Below are 18757 nucleotides of genomic sequence, written 5' to 3'. Positions count from 1 at the left end.
ACTGCAGGTGGAGTCGGTGCGCCCTATTGTTTGCGCCCTATTGTTGCGGATACGGAAGGTGGCTGCTGCTGTTCTCACTGACGGAGATCGAGCGGCCGAGTTGGGGGAAGGCGCGTTGAGAGCACGCTGGCCTGTCACAGACTTTGCACCCCGCGCCGATCGGCACGATGGTCGCGGGGTCGTCCGTCTGAATTCCGTGTGAGTAGACCATGCGATCGGCGTAGCCGATGTCGCAACCGAGTCCGACGGCGAAGTTGCGCTCGAGTGCGAGGTACCCGAGTCCGCCGCTGTGGGTAGTGCGCGCCACCCAGAGGTATGTCCGGCCGTCGGGCATCTTCGCGACCTGAGTGAGGATGCGACCTGGGCTCGCGAATGCCTCGTGGATGACCCACAGCGGGCAGCTGCCTCCGACTCTGGAGAAGTGAAAGGCGGTAGCAGACTGACGCTTCGAGATGTTTCCGGCGCGATCGGTTCGGACGAAGAAGAAAGGGATGCCGCGTTGGCCGTGTCGTTGGAGAGTGGACAACCGGTGGCAGACTGTCTCGAAGCCGACCTCGAACTTGAGGCTGAGCAGGTCGATGTCGTACCGCAAGGCCTCAGCGGATTGCAGGAATTGGGTGTACGGGAGTAGCAGTGCGCCGGCAAAGTAGTGTGCGAGTCCGACGCGAGCCAGCGCTGCGGACTCGGCGCTCAATGATTCATCCTCGGCGACAAGGGAATCGATCACGTCGGCCTGCGTGAAGAAGGCCAACTGCATTGCGATCTGGAACGCGCGTTGTCCTGCCGACAGACGACGGGCGAGTGTGAGGACCGACTTGTTCGGATCGTAGTAACGCTTGGGCCCGAGCTTGTCGGGTTCGTCGGTACGGATCGTCACGGTGACGCCGTGCTGATCGCGAAGTAGTCGTGCCAGTTGCAAATCCACTGCGCCCACGGACAATCCGTTGTCCAGAAACATCTGCTCGGCAGCGTCGTCCAGAACGGCGATGTGATTCTTTCGGTCGTAGAAGAAGTCCCGAACTTCCTCGTAGGGCATCGGTACGAGTGACACATCGGACGCTGGTTCGCCGGACAACTGCGTCGAGAACTGGTCCAACTGCTCTGTCGCGGCGTGAAGGCGGCGGTGCAACATCACGAGGGTGCGTCCGACCGCCGGCATGCGGGCCACCAATTCGTCCACCTCGGCCAGAGATACGTCTCCAGATTCCGAAGTTTCGGCCAAGGCGTGATGAACGTCCGCAACCAGGCGTGCGTCGGAATCGGAGGCGAAGAATTGCACGTCGAGATCGAACTCGGCGTTGAGCTTGAGAAGGACGGGCACCGTCAGCGGTCGTTGATCGTTCTCCAGTTGATTGACATAGCTGGGGGAGAGTTCGAGTGCCTTCGCCAGTGCGGACTGTGACAGGTTTCGTTCCTCCCGCAGCCGTCGCAGCCGCGCTCCCGCGTACATCTTCTTCATCGAATCTCCTCGGTGCCGATCGCGTTCACCCTACCGAGAAGCTATTCGCAACATTCGCAACATTGCAGCATTGTCATTGCACAAATAGGCAATTGCGAGGGCCTATCCCGAGGTGAATGAGCTGCGTAGCGTGCAAATAGATACCGAAGAACGTGAGAAGAGGACCGATGAAGACGCATCTCGTACGCACTCACCGCTCTGCCGAAGAGTTCCCCAAGGAAGACCACCTCGCGTGGAAGATCGCGGAAGTTGCGACGGATTCCGTCGACGTCACCGACGCCACATCCGACATGATCGTCAACCGGATCATCGACAACGCGGCAGTTGCCGCAGCTTCCCTGGTACGCCGTCCCGTGGTGAATGCGCGGGCGCAAGCACACTCGCATCCGTATACGCCGGGCTCCACCGTGTTCGGTATCCCCGGTACGTTCTCGCCTGAATGGGCCGCCTGGGCCAACGGTGTCGCGGTTCGTGAACTCGATTTCCACGACACGTTCCTCGCCGCCGAGTACTCGCACCCCGGAGACAACATCCCGCCGATCCTCGCCGTCGCTCAGCACACCAGCCGTGACGGTCGAGACCTGATTCGTGGTCTGGCGACCGGCTACGAGATCCAGATCGACCTGGTTCGGGCTATCTGCCTGCACGAGCACAAGATCGACCACGTCGCACACCTCGGCCCTCGGCTGCGGCAGGTATCGGAACTTTGCTGGGCCTGGGCACCGAGACGGTCTACCAGGCAATCGGCCAGGCGCTGCACCTCACGACGGCGACACGTCAGTCCCGCAAGGGCGAGATCTCCAGTTGGAAGGCGTACGCGCCTGCGCTGGCAGGCAAGGTTGCCGTAGAGGCGGTCGACCGCGCGATGCGCGGTGAGGGCGCACCGTCACCGATCTGGGAAGGCGAAGACGGCGTCATCGCCTGGTTACTCGGTGGCCCGGACAAGGAGTACCACGTTCCGCTGCCCGGTTCGGGTGAGGCGAAGCGCGCCATCCTCGACTCGTACACCAAAGAACACTCCGCGGAGTACCAGAGCCAGGCGCCGATCGACCTCGCTCGCCGAATGCGTTCTCGTGTCGGTGATCTCGACCAGATCGCGTCGATCGTCCTGCATACCAGTCACCACACCCACGTCGTCATCGGCACCGGTTCCGGCGATCCGCAGAAGTTCGACCCGACCGCCTCGCGTGAAACCCTCGACCACTCGGTGATGTACATCTTTGCCGTTGCGCTACAGGACGGTACGTGGCACCACGAACATTCCTACGCGTCCGAGCGTGCACAGCGCGCGGACACGATCGAGCTGTGGAACAAGATCTCCACGCGCGAAGATCCCGAATGGACACGCCGTTACCACTCGACGGATCCGGACGAGAAGGCTTTCGGTGCTCGCGCCGAGATCACCTTGAAGAGCGGCGAAGTCATCGTCGACGAGCTTGCGGTGGCCGATGCGCACCCGCTCGGCGCACGTCCGTTCGCTCGCGATCAGTACGTCGCGAAATTCCGCACCCTCGCCGAGGGCGTCATCGAGCCGAGCGAACAGGACCGCTTCCTCGATGCGGCTCAGCGCACCGCCGAATTGAAGGCAGGCGAACTCGATCAGCTGACCTTCACCGTTTCCGAAGACGTTCTTGCTCGGGCTCCCAAGGTCGGCAAGGGACTTTTCTGATGTCGGGCCTCATCGCAGCAGCGACGTCTGCAGCCGACAAGCGGATTGCCTTCCGGGCGGGGCTGACGTCCGGAAAGATTCAACGACTCCCGGGTGCGATCAATCCGCTGACAGCCAGACTGATTCAGGAAATCGGGTTCGAGGGTGTCTACGTTTCAGGTGGTGCGTACTCCGCCGGATTGGCGCTTCCCGACATCGGACTGACCACCTTGACCGAGGTCGCCGGCCACAGCAAGCAGATCGCGCGCGTCACGGACCTCCCGACGCTCGTCGACGCCGACACCGGTTTCGGTGAACCTATGAGCGCGGCCCGCACGGTCACGATCTTCGAGGACGACGGAATAGCCGGTCTGCACCTCGAGGACCAGATCAACCCGAAGCGCTGCGGGCACCTCGACGGCAAAGCAATTGTGCCCACCGAAGACATGGTTCGCCGTGTTCGTGCTGCAGTGTCGGCGCGTCGTGACCCGAACTTCGTCATCTGCGCGCGCACCGATGCTGCCGGAATCGACGGTATCGACGCGGCGATCGAGCGAGCAAAGGCCTATGTGGATGCCGGTGCTGATTTGATCTTCACCGAAGCTCTTGCCACCGAAGCAGACTTCGAGAAGTTCCGCGCAGCAGTCGACACTCCGCTCCTCGCCAACATGACCGAGTTCGGGAAGTCGAACCTCATTTCGGCGAAGACATTGGAAGAGATCGGTTTCAACGCCGTCATCTACCCCGTGACCACCCTTCGGCTGGCGATGTTCGCTATCGAAAAGGGTCTGCGCGAGATTTTTGCGGAGGGCACGCAAGAAGGACTGCTCGGCGAAATGCAGCATCGCAGCAGGTTGTACGAGATTCTCGAGTACGAGCGCTACAACGAATTCGACAGTGGCATTTTCAATTTCAGCTTGGAGGGGAGTAGGACATGACCGAACAGATTCCGGCGATCTACAAGGGCTTGGCCGGAGTTGTCGTCGATACGACGGCTATCTCCAAGGTAGTGCCCGAGACGAATTCGTTGACGTATCGCGGTTACGCAGTGCAGGACCTTGCCGCGAACTGCAGCTTCGAAGAAGTTGCGCACCTGCTCTGGTACGGCGAACTGCCGACTCCCGAGCAGCTCGAATTACTCTGCCTGCGTGAGCGTGCGGCCCGTCGTGCCGACCGCTCACTGCTCTCACTCCTGACCAAGATGCCGGACAACTGCCACCCCATGGATGTTGTCCGCACGGCGATCAGCTACCTCGGCGCCGAGGATCCGGCGGAGGACGACAACTCGGAGAAGGCCAATCTGGCCAAGGCGCTGCGGATGACGGCTGTGCTGCCGACCATCGTCGCAGCCGATTTCCGCCGCCGGCGCGGTCAGGATCCCATCGCGCCGCAGTCGGACCTGGGTTTCGCCGAAAACTTCTTGAACATGTGTTTCGGTGCTGTTCCGGAGTCGGCGATCGTGAAGGCCTTCGAGGTCTCGCTGATCCTGTACGCGGAGCACTCCTTCAACGCCTCGACGTTCGCCGCTCGTGTTGTGACGTCCACACTTTCGGACATCTACAGCGCAGTGACCGCTGCTATCGGCACGCTCAAGGGCCCGTTGCACGGCGGTGCAAACGAAGCTGTCATGCACGACATGCTCGAGATCGACGACCCCGACCGCGCCGAAGCCTGGATGTCGGAGAAGTTGGCTGCCAAGGAGAAGGTCATGGGCTTCGGGCACCGCGTCTACAAGAACGGTGATTCGCGTGTTCCGACCATGAAGCAGGCCCTCCTCGACGTCGCGGCAGCGACCGACGGCGAGAAGTGGGTGCAGATGTACGAGATCCTCGAGAAGACCATGGTCAGTGCCACCGGAATCAAGCCGAATCTCGATTTCCCCACGGGCCCTGCATATTTCCTCATGGGCTTCGACGTCGAGATGTTCACGCCGATCTTCGTGATGAGCCGCATCACCGGATGGACGGCGCACATCATCGAGCAGGGGCAGTCGAATGCACTGATCAGGCCGCTGAGCCAGTATTCGGGCGTGCCACAGCGCACAGTCGTGGCATGACACTTTTTGCTGTCGTGGCATGACACCCCTTTGATACTGCGTCGGCGAGGTTCGGTTCTGGCATCACCGTCTCCTGGCCTCGTCGACGCTTCTCCGTTCGCACTATCTGCAACTTTGCATCGAGAATTCGCAAAGATATTCAAGTGCAATGTGTTTCGACTTTTCTCTAGCGGAAATAACGTGAGTGTCATGACTGAAACGCACGAAGAAATCTTGATCATCCGTCGTGGCGAGACCCTCGACGTCGTGTTCAACCGGCCGGAAAAGCGCAACGCATTGACCCCGCAGATGTACGACGCCATTGCCGGAGCCTGCCGGCGCGCCGACTCCGACCGCGAGATTCGGTTACTCACTCTCCGAGGTGCTGGGGGAGAGGCGTTCTCGGCGGGCTCCGACATTGGCCACTTTCAAACCTTCTCGAGCTTTCACGACGGGCTCGACTACGAAAGCCGGTTCGTCGGCGTACTGACCGAACTCGAGAAAGTGAGGGTTCCCACCCTCGCGGTCATCGACGGTGTGTGCGCGGGAGCAGGGCTGTTGCTGTCGGCAGCGTGCGATGTGCGGATCGCGACGCAGGGGTCACGCTTCTGCCTACCGATCGCGCGCACACTCGGAAACTCGTTGTCGATCCATTCCGTGGCTTTGCTGGCGGACAGGATCGGCAGTTCGCGTCTGATGTCGTTGATCGCTCGGGCTGGGGTGATGTCGAGTGGCGAGGCTCTGCGGAGCGGCTTCCTCAGCGACTGTGCAACAGAGTCCGAGTTCGCGACCCTGACTGCCCAGGTATCTCGCGATCTACTTGCCGCCGCCCCGATGACCGTCTGGACTATTCGGGAGTCCCTGCGACGCATCAGAACCCGAGTGATTGCCGACAACGATGATCTGATGAGCATGATCTACAGCAGTGACGACTTCAAAGCCGGCGTCGACGGTTTCCTTCGCGGGGAACGACCGGTGTGGGCCGGCGTGTAGTTCGGCGGTAGAACCACAGGCTTGCGTTGGAGCGCGCTCTAACCCCTAGCGTTGCCGACCATGACAACAAAGACCTGGATCATCACTGGAGTTTCTCAGGGTTTCGGCCGTGAACTCGCACTGTCTGCACTTCGATCGGGGGACGCGGTAGTCGCTGCAGTTCGTCGTCCCGAGTCCGTTGCAGATATTGCGTCGGCGAATCCGGATCGGTTCTCGGCGGTGACGTTCGACGTCAGAGATACCGCAGCGGCTCCGGGCGTCGTCGAATATGCGCTCGAGCGTTTTGGTCGCATCGACGTGCTGGTCAACAATGCCGGTCGTGGGATGGTCGGCGCGGCGGAGATGGTGGACGATTCGACCTTGCGGGATCTCATGGAACTGCACCTGATCGGACCCGCCGCGTTGGTGCGCGCCGTCCTCCCGTCGATGCGAGTGCAGGGCAGCGGGACGATCGTGCAGATGAGCAGTCAAGGCGGCCGTATGTCGTTTCCCGGCGTCGGGGCGTACTCGGCGTCGAAGTTCGCTCTCGAAGGTTGGTCGGAGGCTCTCGCCGGTGAGGTCGCGCAGTTCGGCGTTCGGGTGATGATCGTCGAGCCCAGCCGATTCCGTACAGCATTCAACACGCCTGGCGTTCTGAGCTTCGCCGAATCATCATCGGAATACCGTGATTTGCTGGATCCCGTTCTGCGGGACATGGCGGCCGCAGACGGTGTTCAGGAGGGTGATCCGGAGAAAGCAGCAGAGATCATCACCTCGCTTGTGCACAGCGAGAATGTGCCACTTCGTCTGCCACTCGGAAAGGAAGCCGTGGAGCGTGTCTCCGCGTCGTATCGGAAGAATCTCGCCGAGGTATGCGTCTGGGCCGACCTGGCTCGCAGTGCAGACTTCGCGGATGCTGCCGGCCCTGTCCGCCCGTTCTAGGCTGAGAGTCATGGCTACGGAAGACTTGATGCGTAAGGCACTCGAGGCACTTGGGGAAGTGGACGGGCCAATGTCGATCGAGGTGATTCACCGACTCGTCGATGCAGGGGACGTTCAGGAGCCGATGTCGATCGCCGAAGTCTCGGACCTGCTGGATGTCTCGGCACATACGCTGCGCTACTACGAGAAGATCGGTCTGGTCGAGGTCGATCGTGACTCGAGCGGACATCGTGTGTACGGTCCGGAATCTGTTCGCAGGCTGGTGTTTCTGACCCGCATGCGTATTTCAGGTATGGCGATTCGCGACCTGCAGCACTACGTCGAACTGGTCGACGCCGGTGAAGGGACAGTTCCGGAGAGGCTCGACATGCTGCTCGAGCACCGGGACACCGTTCGTCGGCAGATCAAGGAGCTCACGTTGTCTTTGGCTGCGACGGAGTACAAGATTGCGACGTACGGCGGGCGGACCGGAGAGCAGGAGTGATCCGTTCAGTGGATGTGAGTGGCTGTTTTCGTGACTCGCCCTCTTCTGATTCCGATCGAGACGAACGCGCCAATCAGGGAGACGATGGCGCCCACCCACATCGTCGTCTGCAGCCCATACATGAATGCAGTCTCTGTCGCTGATCGCAGTGTGAGGGAAAGAGCCGGGTCAATTTCTGTCACGACTGGTGTGGTGCCCTGGGCGACGGCGCGAACCGCATCTTCCGAGACTCGATCGACTATGAAGTCGGGAATGACGTTGCCCAGTAGTGTTTCGTGGAACTTTGCTGCGGATGCCGCCGCCATCACGGCTCCGAGCACTGAAGTTCCGAGGATACCGCCAACTTGAAGTGAGGTCTGATGGACGCCCGCGGCAGGTCCGGCGTCTGCGACGTTCGCATTCCCTAGGATCGCTTGGACTGACGCAGTCATCACAAACCCGATTCCCAGGCCCAGTACCACAAACGGAATGGCCAGAGAAAGGTAGCTTCCGTGTGGTTCGATGGTGGTGAACAGTAGGAATCCCACTGCGCTGAGCAACATTCCCATAAACAAGGGCGGACGTGCGCCGTACCGTTTGATGATCCAACCGCAACTGCTCGAAGCGATTACATTCGCGATACTCATCGGGAGGATGTGGAGTCCAGCGGCCATGGGGGAGTCACCGTTGATCTGTTGCAAGAACAAGAGAATGAAGAACAGTGAGCCGACAAGCGCAAAGAAGGAGATGATTGTCAGGATGACTCCGAGTGTGATTGACCGGTCAGCGAATAGCCGAAGCGGCACCAAAGGATCCGATGCGCGTCGCTCCGCTTCTACGAAGGCCAAACCAGTGACGGTTCCACCGACCAGCCACCCGATGACATGCCAATCAGTCCAACCACTTTCGGGGGCTTTTATAAGTCCATAGGTTATGGCGAGGAGTGAACTCGTCAGCAAGATCGAACCCAGGACGTCGAACTTTACAGTCCGTACGACCCGGCCCTTGGGGAGCAGAAACAATCCTGTGGCGAGGGAAATCGCCGCAACGGGGACGTTGATCAAGAAGGCCCATCGCCAGCTGGTGTGCTCGATCAGCAATCCGCCGATCAGGGGGCCGGCGGCGGATGAAGCGCCGATCAGCGATGCGAAGACCGCAAGCGCCTTCGGAAGTGCTGCCTCGGAGAAGAGGGACCGAAGCAATGCCAGAGCGTTGGTGACTATCAGTGCGCCGAAAATTCCCTGGCCGAGTCTCGAGAAGATCACCATTTCTACACTGTGCGCCAAGGCAATTCCCGCTGATGCCAGCCCGAAACCGACGATCCCTGAAAGGAACACAGATCGTCGTCCGAAGCGATCGCCCAACCTTCCCGCGAGAACGAGCGTTGCCGCCATCGCGAGCAGATAAATGTTGGTAATCCATTGCAAACCAGAGAGACTCGCGCCTAGATCGACGACAAGAACCGGATTGGCCACTGCCGTTATCGTGCCGTCGAGCGAAACGATGAGAACGCCGAGTGCGATCGCGGTCATGGCGACCCAGGGATTGGAGTCTCGGGGTGGATCGGTGGCTGGGAGTGCGTGGATTTCAGTACTGCCAGTAGATGTCACTGAGGTCTGCTACTTTCTGATCGATCGGAGTTCTTCAGAGGTTGATCATGTGGCCGGCGAGGCCGTGGATCGCTTCCTGCAGTGCCTCACTGAGTGTGGGGTGGGTGTGGACGTTGCGTGCCAACTCGTTGACCGTGAGGTCCCACTTCTGGGCCAAGGTCAGCTCGGGCAGCAGTTCCGAAACGTCCGGTCCGATGAGGTGCCCGCCGAGCAGTTCGCCGTACTTCTTGTCGGCGATCAGCTTGACGAAACCGGTTGGGTCACCGAGACCGTGTGCCTTGCCGTTGGCGGCGAACGGGAAGTTCGCGACCTTGACGTCGTCGCCCTCGGCCTTGGCCTGCTCCTCGGTCAAACCGAACGAGGCGACCTGCGGCTGGCAGAACGTCGCACGCGGCATCATCCGGTAGTCACCGAGTGTCTGCGTCTCCGCGCCGCCGATGGTCTCGGCAGCGACGACAGCCTGAGCTTCTGCGACGTGCGCGAGCTGCAGTTTGGCGGTGACGTCACCGATGGCGAAGATGTGCGGGACGTTGGTGCGCATGTAGTCGTCGATCGCGATGGCGCCGCGATCGGTCAACGCGACCCCGGTGTTCTCGAGACCGAAGCCCTCCACGCGCGGTGCGAAGCCGACGGACTGCAGAACCTTGTCGACGACCACGGTCTCGATCTCGCCGGACTTGTTGTCCTTGATCGAGACGGTGACCTTGCTGCCGTCGTCGCTGATGGACTGCACAGCGGCACCGGTCTTGATGGTGACGCCGAGCTTCTTGTACTGCTTGGCGATTTCCTTCGAGACGTCGGCGTCCTCGTTGGGCAGTGCCCGATCGAGGAACTCGACGATCGTAACGTCGACGCCGTAGTTCTTGAGGACGTAACCGAACTCCATGCCGATCGCGCCGGCACCGACGATCAGGATCGAACCCGGAAGGTCACGGGTGAGGATCTGCTCTTCGTAGGTCACGACGTTCTCGCTCAGCGAGGTGCCGGGCAGCAGCTTGGTGTACGAACCCGTCGCGATGATCGCGTTGTCGAACGTGATCGTCTCGGTGCCACCCTTGCTCAGCTCCACGCTGATGGTGTTGGCGTCGACGAACGTGCCCTTGCCGTCGTACTCCGGGATCTTGTTCTTCTTCATCAAGAAGTGAATGCCCTTGACTCGCCCGTCCGCGACCTTGCGGCTGCGATCGAAAGCGGAGCCGAAATCGAAGGACACGTCTCCGGACATGCCGAACGTCTTCGCTTCTTTCGTGAAGATGTGCGCGAGTTCGGCGTTACGGAGAAGCGCCTTGGACGGAATGCAGCCGACATTCAGGCATACACCGCCCCAGTACTTCTGCTCGATGATGGCGGTGCTCAGGCCCAGTTGTGCCGCGCGGATAGCAGCGACGTACCCACCGGGGCCGGCTCCGAGGACAACGACGTCATAGTGTGAGGTCACGATATTTCTCAGGTAGTCGATTCAGATCAGGTCAGTGCTTCCACAGACTGGGGCTTTCGGCCGTGCGGCATGAGGAGAGTCGCGGCGAGTCCGACTATCGCCAGACCTGCTGCAACGAAATAGACTGTTGTGTAGCCAATTCCAGCGTAAATAGGCGTTCCGTCGGCAACCGTTGCAATGTTCAGGGCGAGGATGGCAAAACCAATCTGTACAGCAACAGCACTGCCGACGGATCCCACCACATTGACCGTCGAGGCTGTGACGGCCTGCAGTCGAACCGGCGCGGCGGCGATCACCAGGTTGGGTATTGCCGCACTGATCAGACCGGCGCCGAATGCGTATACCAAGTATCCCAACAGTATCGGCCAGAATTCCTTGTGGGAGACGGCGAGTGACACGGAGCCGATCGCCATCAAGGCGAAGCCGATCCAGTTCGGCAGGCGTGCGCCCCGACGTTCTGCGATTATGCCGACAAGCAACCCCATTGCGACGGTGGCCACGCCGGCCGGTGTGGTCAACCGCGCCATGTAGCTTGCGCTTTCCCCCAACCCGTAGGTAACGCCGAGGGCGATAGGTGTCTGAACGATGAAAGACAACAAGACGAATTGGAGAACGATGACGGCCTGGCCGGTAAATTGCGCGACCAGTGTCGTCACGACAGCGCGACCACGCAGCACCGCAATGTCGATCAGTGGGTTCTCGATTCGCTTTTCGTATCGAGCCCATCCGATGAAAATTGCCACCGCGGCGATGGCGCAGAGAAGTGTCTTCCACGACGTCCAGCCCCACGTTCCGCCTTCGCCGATGCAGTACAGGAGGAGTGCGATCGAGAGCCCGAGCATGATCCCACCAACCCAGTCGATGGACGTTTTCACTCGGATCGGGGACTCGGGAACAACGAGCATGACCAAGGCACCCAAGAGCACAGGGAAGAGTGCCAATGCGAAGAACACTCCGCGGAATCCGAAATTGTCGATCAAAACTCCGGCAATGACAGGACCGGTGATCGTGGTGACACCAATTCCAGCGGTTGTCATGCTGACCGCCATCGCCAGCATCCGCTTCGGGAAGATGTCGCGCATCAGCGAGTAGGTTATCGGCACGATTGCAAGACCGAGTCCTTCGACGGTACGACCGACTAGTACTACGGAGAAGGTCGGCGCGATTGCGACGATCAGCGAGCCTGTTGCCATGCAGGCGGTTGCGATCAGAAGCCATTTCTTCTTACCGTCTCGATCTGCGAGCTTGCCGATCAACGGTGCGCTGATAGCGCCGGAGAGTGTGAACAGTGTTGACACCCAAGCGATGTTCGAGGTCTCGAATGAACCAGCCATGCTGGGGAGTGCGGGCGTCACCAGATTGAACGCGTATGCGACTTCTTCGGACAGAAGGCAGAGGATCAGGAGGATTCCGACCCAGCCGGCGGTTGATCGATTTCCCACGCCTTCTATCGCGAGAGTGGGGTTTGCGGAGGAAGATTCCGATGGAGTCGAGGAAGGATTATCCGTGGATGGAGCGGTCATCGTGGCTCCTGCATCTTTCTGACGGGAAGACGGGGCAGTGAGCGGGACAGTCGGCGCGGCGAGTGTGCAGACCCACTGAAGCATTTTGTGATGTGAGGCACAGTAAAATGGATCGATTGATTCTGTCAAGTGATCCACTAAATCTTTCCCAAGAAAATTGCAAAAGCGCGCACGGAGACGGCGCGTTCTGTGGATGGTGGATCCGCAACCCTACCTGGGAAGATCCATCCGCAAAGCTAGGTCCGGGTTGGATCCATGAGTGACTCGAGTCCGCCTGCGACAAAATCCGCCAGTGTGTCGAATCGACCGTTGGACAGCGCGCGAGATCCCTCGATGCTTGCGTCCGACCATCGTGCCGCCATCACGATCAGCGTGTTCACGGTGAGTGACCAGTTCAGTTCGATCGCGGTGTCGTCGGCTGCGGGGTAGGCGCGTTCGAGTAGTTTGCGCAGCAACTCTGCTGTGTCGTCCTTGACGGGGAATAGCCGAGGATCGTTGGCGAGGCTGAGTTGTCCACAAATAGTCAGCCACCGAACACCTTTGTCAGGTTCCTGATCGAGGAACTGGCGATACGGCAGTGCCAGGAGATCGACGATCTGCCTCGCTGTCGGAACGGTGTCGGAATCGACCATGTTCTTGGCCAGGCGATGAATGTGTGCGAGTACTTCGGCGCCGGAGTCGAGGAGGACGGCGTCGAGGATCGCGTCCTTGGATCCGAAATGATAGTGCGCGGATGCTGCTCCCAATCCGGCTTCGGCATTGATCGCTCGAATCGAGACGGCCTCGACTCCCTCTGCTGCGAACAGCTTTGCCGCTGAGTCGATCAGAGCACGGCGAGTTGCTGCGCCGTCGCGTGGACTGGATCGTGGCATTTCCGCAACCTTTCGGTTTGTTGACCCCATCATATCGCGATGTCGCGGCCTGATTTCCGGCCTGCTGACCCGGTGATGTCTGAGTAGATCTCAGTCGATTTAGAGAATGCACTTGATTGAATCACTTGATCCACATAGGGTGATGTGACAGCAGCCACACGAATGGCAATCGATGCCGGGTTGTCAAAGGCGCGAACCTCGTACTTGCATGTCGGACTGTCAGAAGGAGATCGGAATGGCCACGCACACAAGCGAACAGCTGACCGAAGTAGTGGAACCGGAGTCACTCGACCCACGGTTGGCGATCGACATTTTCACCGTCATGGCCCGTGCGCGTGCGATCGAGGACGCGGTGCAGATTCACATCCGGGACCACGGATTTGCCGGATTTTGGCATCCGGGCAAAGGGCAGGAAGGTGCTGTCGCTGGAGCGGTGGCAGCGATGCGAGACGACGACTATCTGTTCTATCAGGGAAGAGGAGCCACATGGCCGCTTGCCAAAGGGATGACGATGGGGCCGATCATCGGTGACCTGCTTGGAAAAGTGACAGGTTCTACCGGCGGAAAGGGTGCCGGCGTTCCTCACTGGGCTGATCCGGCGCTGGGAATCATGGGGGAGGGTGCGACGCTGGGTTCGGTGTATCCGGTGGCAGCAGGCGCGGCATTGTCGGCGCAAATGAGAGGCACTGGGCAAGTTGCGCTGGCGGACTTCGGCGACGGGACGGCGGCACGTGGCACCTTCCATGAAACTCTTCTCGAGGCATCGCGGTGGAAACTACCGCTGGTCTACTTCTGTGAGAACAATGGAATCTCGGTAACCACCCCATTTGAATCTGTGAGTCCGACACGCACTATCGCCGAACGCGCGACTGCATACGGGATTCCCGGCGTTCGCGTCGATGGTCATGACCCCGTCGCTGTCTACCATGCGACAAAGGCTGCGATTGATCGAGCGCGCGATGGTCAGGGGCCGTCGTTGATCGAGGCAGTCGTCACCCGTGTCGGTGGACACTGGGAAGGTGACGCGCAGAAGTATCGCCCGGAAGACTTCCTGTCGACGTACCGAGATCCGTTGGACATCATGCGTTCTCGACTCGATGCTTTGCTGGCCGACCAGATCGTCGCCGCAGCGCGTGCGGAAGTTGCCGAAGCGCTCGCCGAGGCAGAAGCCGCTCTTTTGCCTGACCCCTCCGTTATCATGAAGGACGTTTTTGCATGACTATCACTGACGACACGTCTGTCAACCGCACGCCTCCGGAAACTACGGTGCAAAGCTACGAGGCAGCACAGGGTGCGGCGATTGCCGAAGAGATGCGCCGTGACCCCTCGGTGTTTCTCATGGGGCAGGACATTGCCTCAGGCGGGTTCTTCGGCGGAACCCGAGGCCTGGTAGAGGAATTCGGCCTGGACAGGATCCGAAACACCGGAATCACCGAAGCATTCATGGTGGGTGCGGCCGCCGGGGCGGCCATGACCGGAATGCGTCCGATCGTACAGTTGGGGTTTGCAGACTTCAGTTTGATCGCCGGGGACGAGATCTTTCAGAAACTGGGTAAGTGGCGCCATATGCACGGTGGTCAATTCGAACTTCCCGCTGTGATCATCATGCCGATCGGGCCGAGCGGTGGTGCAGGACCAGAACATTCGGGTTCGATGGAGATGCTACCGATGCATTTTCCAGGGCTCAAAGCAGTTGTCCCGTCCAATCCTGCCAACGCGAAAGCCCTACTCAAGGCCGCAATCCGGGACCCAAATCCTGTTCTGTACTACCCGAGCAAGCAGCTCAACTTCAAACGGGGTGAGGTATTCACCGATCCCGAGTACGTAATGCCCTTGGGTAAAGCATCGATTCCACGGCGCGGCGACACAGTAACCGTCATCAGCTATGGATGTATGGTGCCTCGCTCCCTCGAAGCAGCGCTCGTGCTGGCTGCGGAGGGCATCGAACTCGAGGTTGTCGACCTGCAGACGCTGGTTCCGCTGGACCACGACACGATCATCGCGTCGGTGATGCGGACCGGGCGGGCGATGATCGTTCACGAGGCGCCGAGAACCGCTGGTCCTGGCGCCGAGATCGCTGCGCTCATCCAGGAGCGTTGCTTCTACTGGCTCCACGCTCCGATCGCGCGTCTCGGTTCTGTGGATGCGCCTATTCCGGCGAGTCGGTTCCTCGAAGATCATTGCTTCCCAAGTGTTTCCGACATCATCGAGACGGCCCGTCACCTGGTTCGCGACTAATTACTCGACTACGAGGACATTCACCATGCTCACACTATTCGACGTCCACATGCCCCACATGGGGTCGGTGGAATTCGCGTTGCTCACCGAATGGCTGCTCAAGCCTGGGGACAGGGTCGCCGAGGGCGATCCGCTTTGTGAGGTGTCGACCGACAAGGTCGACACCGAAGTCGACTCGCCAACTTCGGGAATCCTCATCAGCTACGTTGCCGCAGTGGATCAGGAGGTTCCTGTCGGTGACGTCATTGCTCGATTTGCCTCACTCGACGCCGACCCGGTAGCCGTCGCGCAAGCCATTGCCGGTGAAGATGCAGTCGGTGAAGATGTCGCGCCGGCGGCGTCGACATCGGGTCCGATCGCGGGTCCGTTCCCGATTTCGCCGGATCGGGCTCTCGAGAGCGCGGCCCCGACAGTCGCCGCCGAGGGTTCTCGCCCACCCAACGATTCACTGGTGTTGGCTGCGTCGTGGTTCTCTCCGGTCAATCGTCCGCCCGAAGGAAGTCGACGCCTCCGCCTCGATTCGGGCTCGACTGATATGTCGCTGGAGAGCAAGAGCGAATTCTTGCCGGGAGCCAGGGATCGAGTACCGGAAGATGCTGACACCGTGGCGATTCCCGCCGGATACGAGGCGGTGACCTACACGGCTATCGAACACACTCGCCTGCGTAGGGCAATCGCCAAGAATCTGACAGAATCGTGGAATACGGCTCCTCAATTGACGGCGCAGGTTGATGTCGATTTCACTGCGGTCTCAGTAGCCCGAGCGAAGATCAACCGTGAGAGATCAGCTCGAGGTGAAGGGAAACTCAGTTTCCTTCCCTTTGTCGGTCACGCACTGTGCCGGGCGCTCGCAGACCACCCGGATGCCAATGCCACGTTCACGGACAAGCACCTCGTGCGATGGAACACTGTCAACCTGGGAATTGCCGTGGACACTCCGGACGGACTGATCGTCCCCGTCGTACGTGATGCGCAGAATCTCGAACTGGAGGCACTGTCGGACGCAATAGTCGCGACCAGTAGTGCGATACTCTCGGGTTCCGCGCAGCCGGAGGATCTTTCGGGCGGAACAATTACGATCAGCAACTCGGGAAGTGTCGGCGGCGTGGTCTCGACTCCGATCCTGACTCGTCCGCAAGTTGCCTCGATCGGTCTCCCAGCCATCGTGCGTACCCCCGTCGCGCGAAAGAGCGTCGACGGTGAATCCGAGCTCCTCACCATCAGGCCCATTGCACGACTCGGATTGACCTTCGACCACAGGGCATTCGACGGCGCCGAAGCCTTGCGCACGCTGATGTCCGTACAGAAGTATCTCGAACAATGGCCGACAAAATCGTAGGCACTTCTCGACGTGAGGACATCAGATGAGGGCAGCAGTGCTTCGAGGTGGAGACGTCATACTTGCCGACATTCCGGAGCCGTCACCGGGACCGAATCAGCTTCTGGTGGAGCCGATAGCCACCGGGATCTGCGGCAGTGATCTTTCGGCCTGGCAGCACACCGATGATTTCCTGGCTGCGCATCGTGAGGCGGACGTGCCGGGAGCGCTGTTCGATCCGGCGCACGATGTTGTATTCGGACACGAGTTCACTGCAACGGTGACCGAGTTGGGAACCGGAGTGGTCGACTACGCAGTCGGTGACCGTCTGGTGGTTCTGCCGTGGGTCGTTGACGACGATGGATTGACTCATACAGTCGGATACTGCAATTCGAAGCCGGGAGGGCTGGCTGAAAGGGTTGTTATCCAGGCTGGAGGGCACCTGCACATCCCTCCGGACGTGGATCCGGTTACCGCTGCAGTGACCGAACCTCTCGCCACTGGTGTTAACGCCGTGCTGCGTTCACGAACCGTTGCCGGCGCCGCCGCAGTGGTGACCGGTTGCGGGCCTGTGGGACTCGGCGCAGTCATCGAATTGGCGCAACGTGGCGTTCACCCCATCGTCGTATCCGACCCTTCGGAACTTCGACGAACTGTGGCTTTGGCGTACGGGGCCGATGTGGCAGTCGATCCGAGGCACTCGGATCCACTGAGCACACTTGCAGGAATGATTCCGGCAGATACCGAAGTATTTGTCTTCGAAGCATCCGGAGCGCGGAATCTACTGGGTTCCTTGATGTCTGTCGTTCCACCGTTCACACGCATTGTGATTGTCGGATCGGCAATGGAGCACGAGTCGATTCGACCCGTAATCGGGATTCTCAAGAATGTGAGTTTGGAATTCGTGGGTGGTCCGGGGCGTGGAGAACATACGTACCAAGCGTTTTCCCGAACTTTCGAACATATCGTGGAGCGTCGTTTCGATCCGGGATTGATGGTCACGGGCTTTGCCGGGCTGGATGCGGTGAGTGAGGTGTTCTCTGCGCTGCGCCCGGCCGCGGGTGACGAGATAGAGCACGTGAAGGTTTTGGTTCGGCCCGACCTGCCCGCCGGTGCGGGTGTGGTGCGTTGTGGCGTCGAGTAACGGACTATGGGATGAGGACGTTGTAATGAATGAGGTTGAATCAATAGCGGAGAGCGAGCAGTTCAACGCCGACTTGGTTCGGTCCAGGTTGGTCGAGATGGGTGAGTTGGGTACGGGCGAGGAACTGACTGTGCGACTATTGGCAGGCGGTCGATCCAACCTGACGTTCGAGTTGGCGAGTAAGTCGAGAAGATGGATTCTGCGTCGTCCGCCGATCGGTCACCGTCTGGAGACTGCTCACGACATGGGTCGGGAAGTGACCGTTCAGCGAGCCCTCGCGGAAAGTGCTGTCCCGGTTCCGCGGATCGTGTTCTCCGAGGAGTTCGACGCGACATCGGGTGGAAGTTTCTACGTCATGGACAAGATCGAAGGTCAGGTGTTGCGAACCGATGACGACTTCGCTTCCGTGGACGAGGGCAATCGCTCCGAGTTGGCGCATCGCTACGTCGATTGCCTGGCTGCACTGCACACGCAAGACTTTCGTAGCCTGGGTTTGTCTGGTTTCGGTAGGCCGGAGGGTTACCTCGAGCGCCAGGTACGGCGATGGAGCAAGCAGTTGGCGTCGTCGAAGTCTCGCGATCTTCCGATGTTGGAAAAACTGGGGGCGCGGGTCGCGTCGTCGATTCCGGGGCAGTCTGCAACCTCGATCGTTCACGGCGACTTTCGATTCGACAACATGATTGTTCGGTTAGGTGCCCCGTCGGACATTGTCGGAGTGCTGGATTGGGAGATGTCAACACTGGGTGATCCGTTGACAGACTTGGGTTTAGTCCATCTGTTCTGGTCGGGATGGGCGGGTATCGATAATCCGATTGCCGGGACGCCTTCTGCGCATGAGGGTTTCCCCTCGTTCGACGACCTTGTCGAAAGATATTCCCTAGGTACCGGGTTCGATACCGATGCGCTGCAGTGGTATTCGAGCTTCGCATTCTACAAGATGGCAGTGATTCTGGAAGGCATCCATCTTCGCTTCGTCAATGGGGAAACAGTCGGCGACGGTTTCGAGGACATCGGCTCGATGGTCGTTCCTTTGGCAGAGCGCGGGCTCTCGGCACTTGCGTAGCCGAAAATTGTTGTCAAACAGTAATTTCTGAT

At 59.9% G+C, this 18757-nt stretch carries 15 protein-coding genes and 1 pseudogene; 11 read left to right on the top strand and 5 right to left on the bottom strand.

Features of this window, described 5'->3' with window-relative positions; translation table 11 throughout:
- Positions 1–37: 37 nt before the first annotated feature.
- Positions 38–1459 carry a short-chain fatty acyl-CoA regulator family protein gene (locus EHW12_RS24885; protein WP_125051981.1) on the bottom strand — a complete coding sequence of 474 codons (1422 nt, stop codon included), beginning with the start codon at positions 1457–1459 and terminating at the stop codon, positions 38–40.
- A 167-nt stretch (positions 1460–1626) separates the two neighbouring features.
- On the opposite strand from EHW12_RS24885, the pseudogene prpD reads away from it, so the two are divergent.
- The 6 genes and pseudogenes from prpD to EHW12_RS24855 all read left to right on the top strand — a co-directional run bounded on the left by prpD (position 1627) and on the right by EHW12_RS24855 (position 7540).
- Positions 1627–3128 (top strand): annotated as a pseudogene (gene prpD, locus EHW12_RS24880) (2-methylcitrate dehydratase PrpD).
- Positions 3128–4045, top strand: coding sequence for a methylisocitrate lyase (prpB, locus tag EHW12_RS24875; RefSeq protein WP_042448311.1), 918 nt, complete (start codon positions 3128–3130; stop codon positions 4043–4045). The pseudogene prpD and the gene prpB overlap by 1 nt, the downstream one beginning before the upstream one ends.
- Positions 4042–5163: a bifunctional 2-methylcitrate synthase/citrate synthase gene (locus EHW12_RS24870; RefSeq protein WP_116057879.1), complete on the top strand. Its 1122-nt coding sequence runs from the start codon at positions 4042–4044 to the stop codon at positions 5161–5163. The genes prpB and EHW12_RS24870 overlap by 4 nt, the downstream gene beginning before the upstream one ends.
- Before the next feature lie 189 nt (positions 5164–5352).
- Positions 5353–6135, top strand: coding sequence for an enoyl-CoA hydratase (locus tag EHW12_RS24865; protein WP_047269778.1), 783 nt, complete (start codon positions 5353–5355; stop codon positions 6133–6135).
- 60 nt (positions 6136–6195) lie between these two features.
- Positions 6196–7056: an SDR family NAD(P)-dependent oxidoreductase gene (locus EHW12_RS24860; protein WP_042925046.1), complete on the top strand. Its 861-nt coding sequence runs from the start codon at positions 6196–6198 to the stop codon at positions 7054–7056.
- Positions 7057–7066: 10 nt separating this feature from the next.
- Complete coding sequence (locus EHW12_RS24855) at positions 7067–7540, top strand: MerR family transcriptional regulator (RefSeq protein ID WP_030538051.1); 474 nt, start codon at positions 7067–7069, stop codon at positions 7538–7540.
- A 5-nt stretch (positions 7541–7545) separates the two neighbouring features.
- Here EHW12_RS24855 and EHW12_RS24850 read toward each other — a convergent pair whose 3' ends face one another.
- The 4 genes from EHW12_RS24850 to EHW12_RS24835 all read right to left on the bottom strand — a co-directional run bounded on the left by EHW12_RS24850 (position 7546) and on the right by EHW12_RS24835 (position 12962).
- Entirely contained in the window at positions 7546–9129 is a 1584-nt protein-coding gene (locus EHW12_RS24850; RefSeq protein WP_241199040.1) for an MFS transporter, read from the bottom strand.
- Positions 9130–9163: 34 nt separating this feature from the next.
- On the bottom strand, positions 9164–10567 hold the full coding sequence (gene lpdA / locus EHW12_RS24845) for a dihydrolipoyl dehydrogenase (RefSeq protein WP_125051979.1): 1404 nt from the start codon (positions 10565–10567) through the stop codon (positions 9164–9166).
- Positions 10568–10593: 26 nt separating this feature from the next.
- Positions 10594–12090, bottom strand: coding sequence for an MFS transporter (locus EHW12_RS24840; RefSeq protein WP_241199039.1), 1497 nt, complete (start codon positions 12088–12090; stop codon positions 10594–10596).
- Between the two features lie 236 nt (positions 12091–12326).
- Positions 12327–12962 (bottom strand): TetR/AcrR family transcriptional regulator, encoded by a 636-nt coding sequence (locus tag EHW12_RS24835; protein ID WP_228232242.1) that lies wholly within the window; start codon positions 12960–12962, stop codon positions 12327–12329.
- A gap of 235 nt (positions 12963–13197) precedes the next feature.
- Between EHW12_RS24835 and EHW12_RS24830 the strand changes: the two genes are divergently transcribed.
- Genes EHW12_RS24830 through EHW12_RS24810 form a run of 5 tightly spaced genes read left to right on the top strand, consistent with a single transcriptional unit; the run spans position 13198 to position 18725 of the window.
- Positions 13198–14181: a thiamine pyrophosphate-dependent dehydrogenase E1 component subunit alpha gene (locus EHW12_RS24830; RefSeq protein ID WP_125051977.1), complete on the top strand. Its 984-nt coding sequence runs from the start codon at positions 13198–13200 to the stop codon at positions 14179–14181.
- On the top strand, positions 14178–15200 hold the full coding sequence (locus EHW12_RS24825; RefSeq protein ID WP_125051975.1) for a transketolase C-terminal domain-containing protein: 1023 nt from the start codon (positions 14178–14180) through the stop codon (positions 15198–15200). The genes EHW12_RS24830 and EHW12_RS24825 overlap by 4 nt, the downstream gene beginning before the upstream one ends.
- 25 nt (positions 15201–15225) lie before the next feature.
- Positions 15226–16539 carry a dihydrolipoamide acetyltransferase family protein gene (locus EHW12_RS24820; RefSeq protein ID WP_125051973.1) on the top strand — a complete coding sequence of 438 codons (1314 nt, stop codon included), beginning with the start codon at positions 15226–15228 and terminating at the stop codon, positions 16537–16539.
- A gap of 25 nt (positions 16540–16564) precedes the next feature.
- Positions 16565–17662: an alcohol dehydrogenase catalytic domain-containing protein gene (locus EHW12_RS24815; protein ID WP_125051971.1), complete on the top strand. Its 1098-nt coding sequence runs from the start codon at positions 16565–16567 to the stop codon at positions 17660–17662.
- Between the two features lie 25 nt (positions 17663–17687).
- Complete coding sequence (locus EHW12_RS24810; RefSeq protein WP_030538055.1) at positions 17688–18725, top strand: phosphotransferase family protein; 1038 nt, start codon at positions 17688–17690, stop codon at positions 18723–18725.
- The last annotated feature ends 32 nt before the right edge of the window (positions 18726–18757 follow it).

It is taken from the genome of Rhodococcus sp. NJ-530 (assembly GCF_003860625.1).
Classification (GTDB): Bacteria; Actinomycetota; Actinomycetes; order Mycobacteriales; family Mycobacteriaceae; genus Rhodococcus_F; species Rhodococcus_F qingshengii.
The sequence above is the reverse complement of the archived record's forward strand: the minus strand, read 5'-3'. Positions and strand labels throughout refer to the sequence as shown.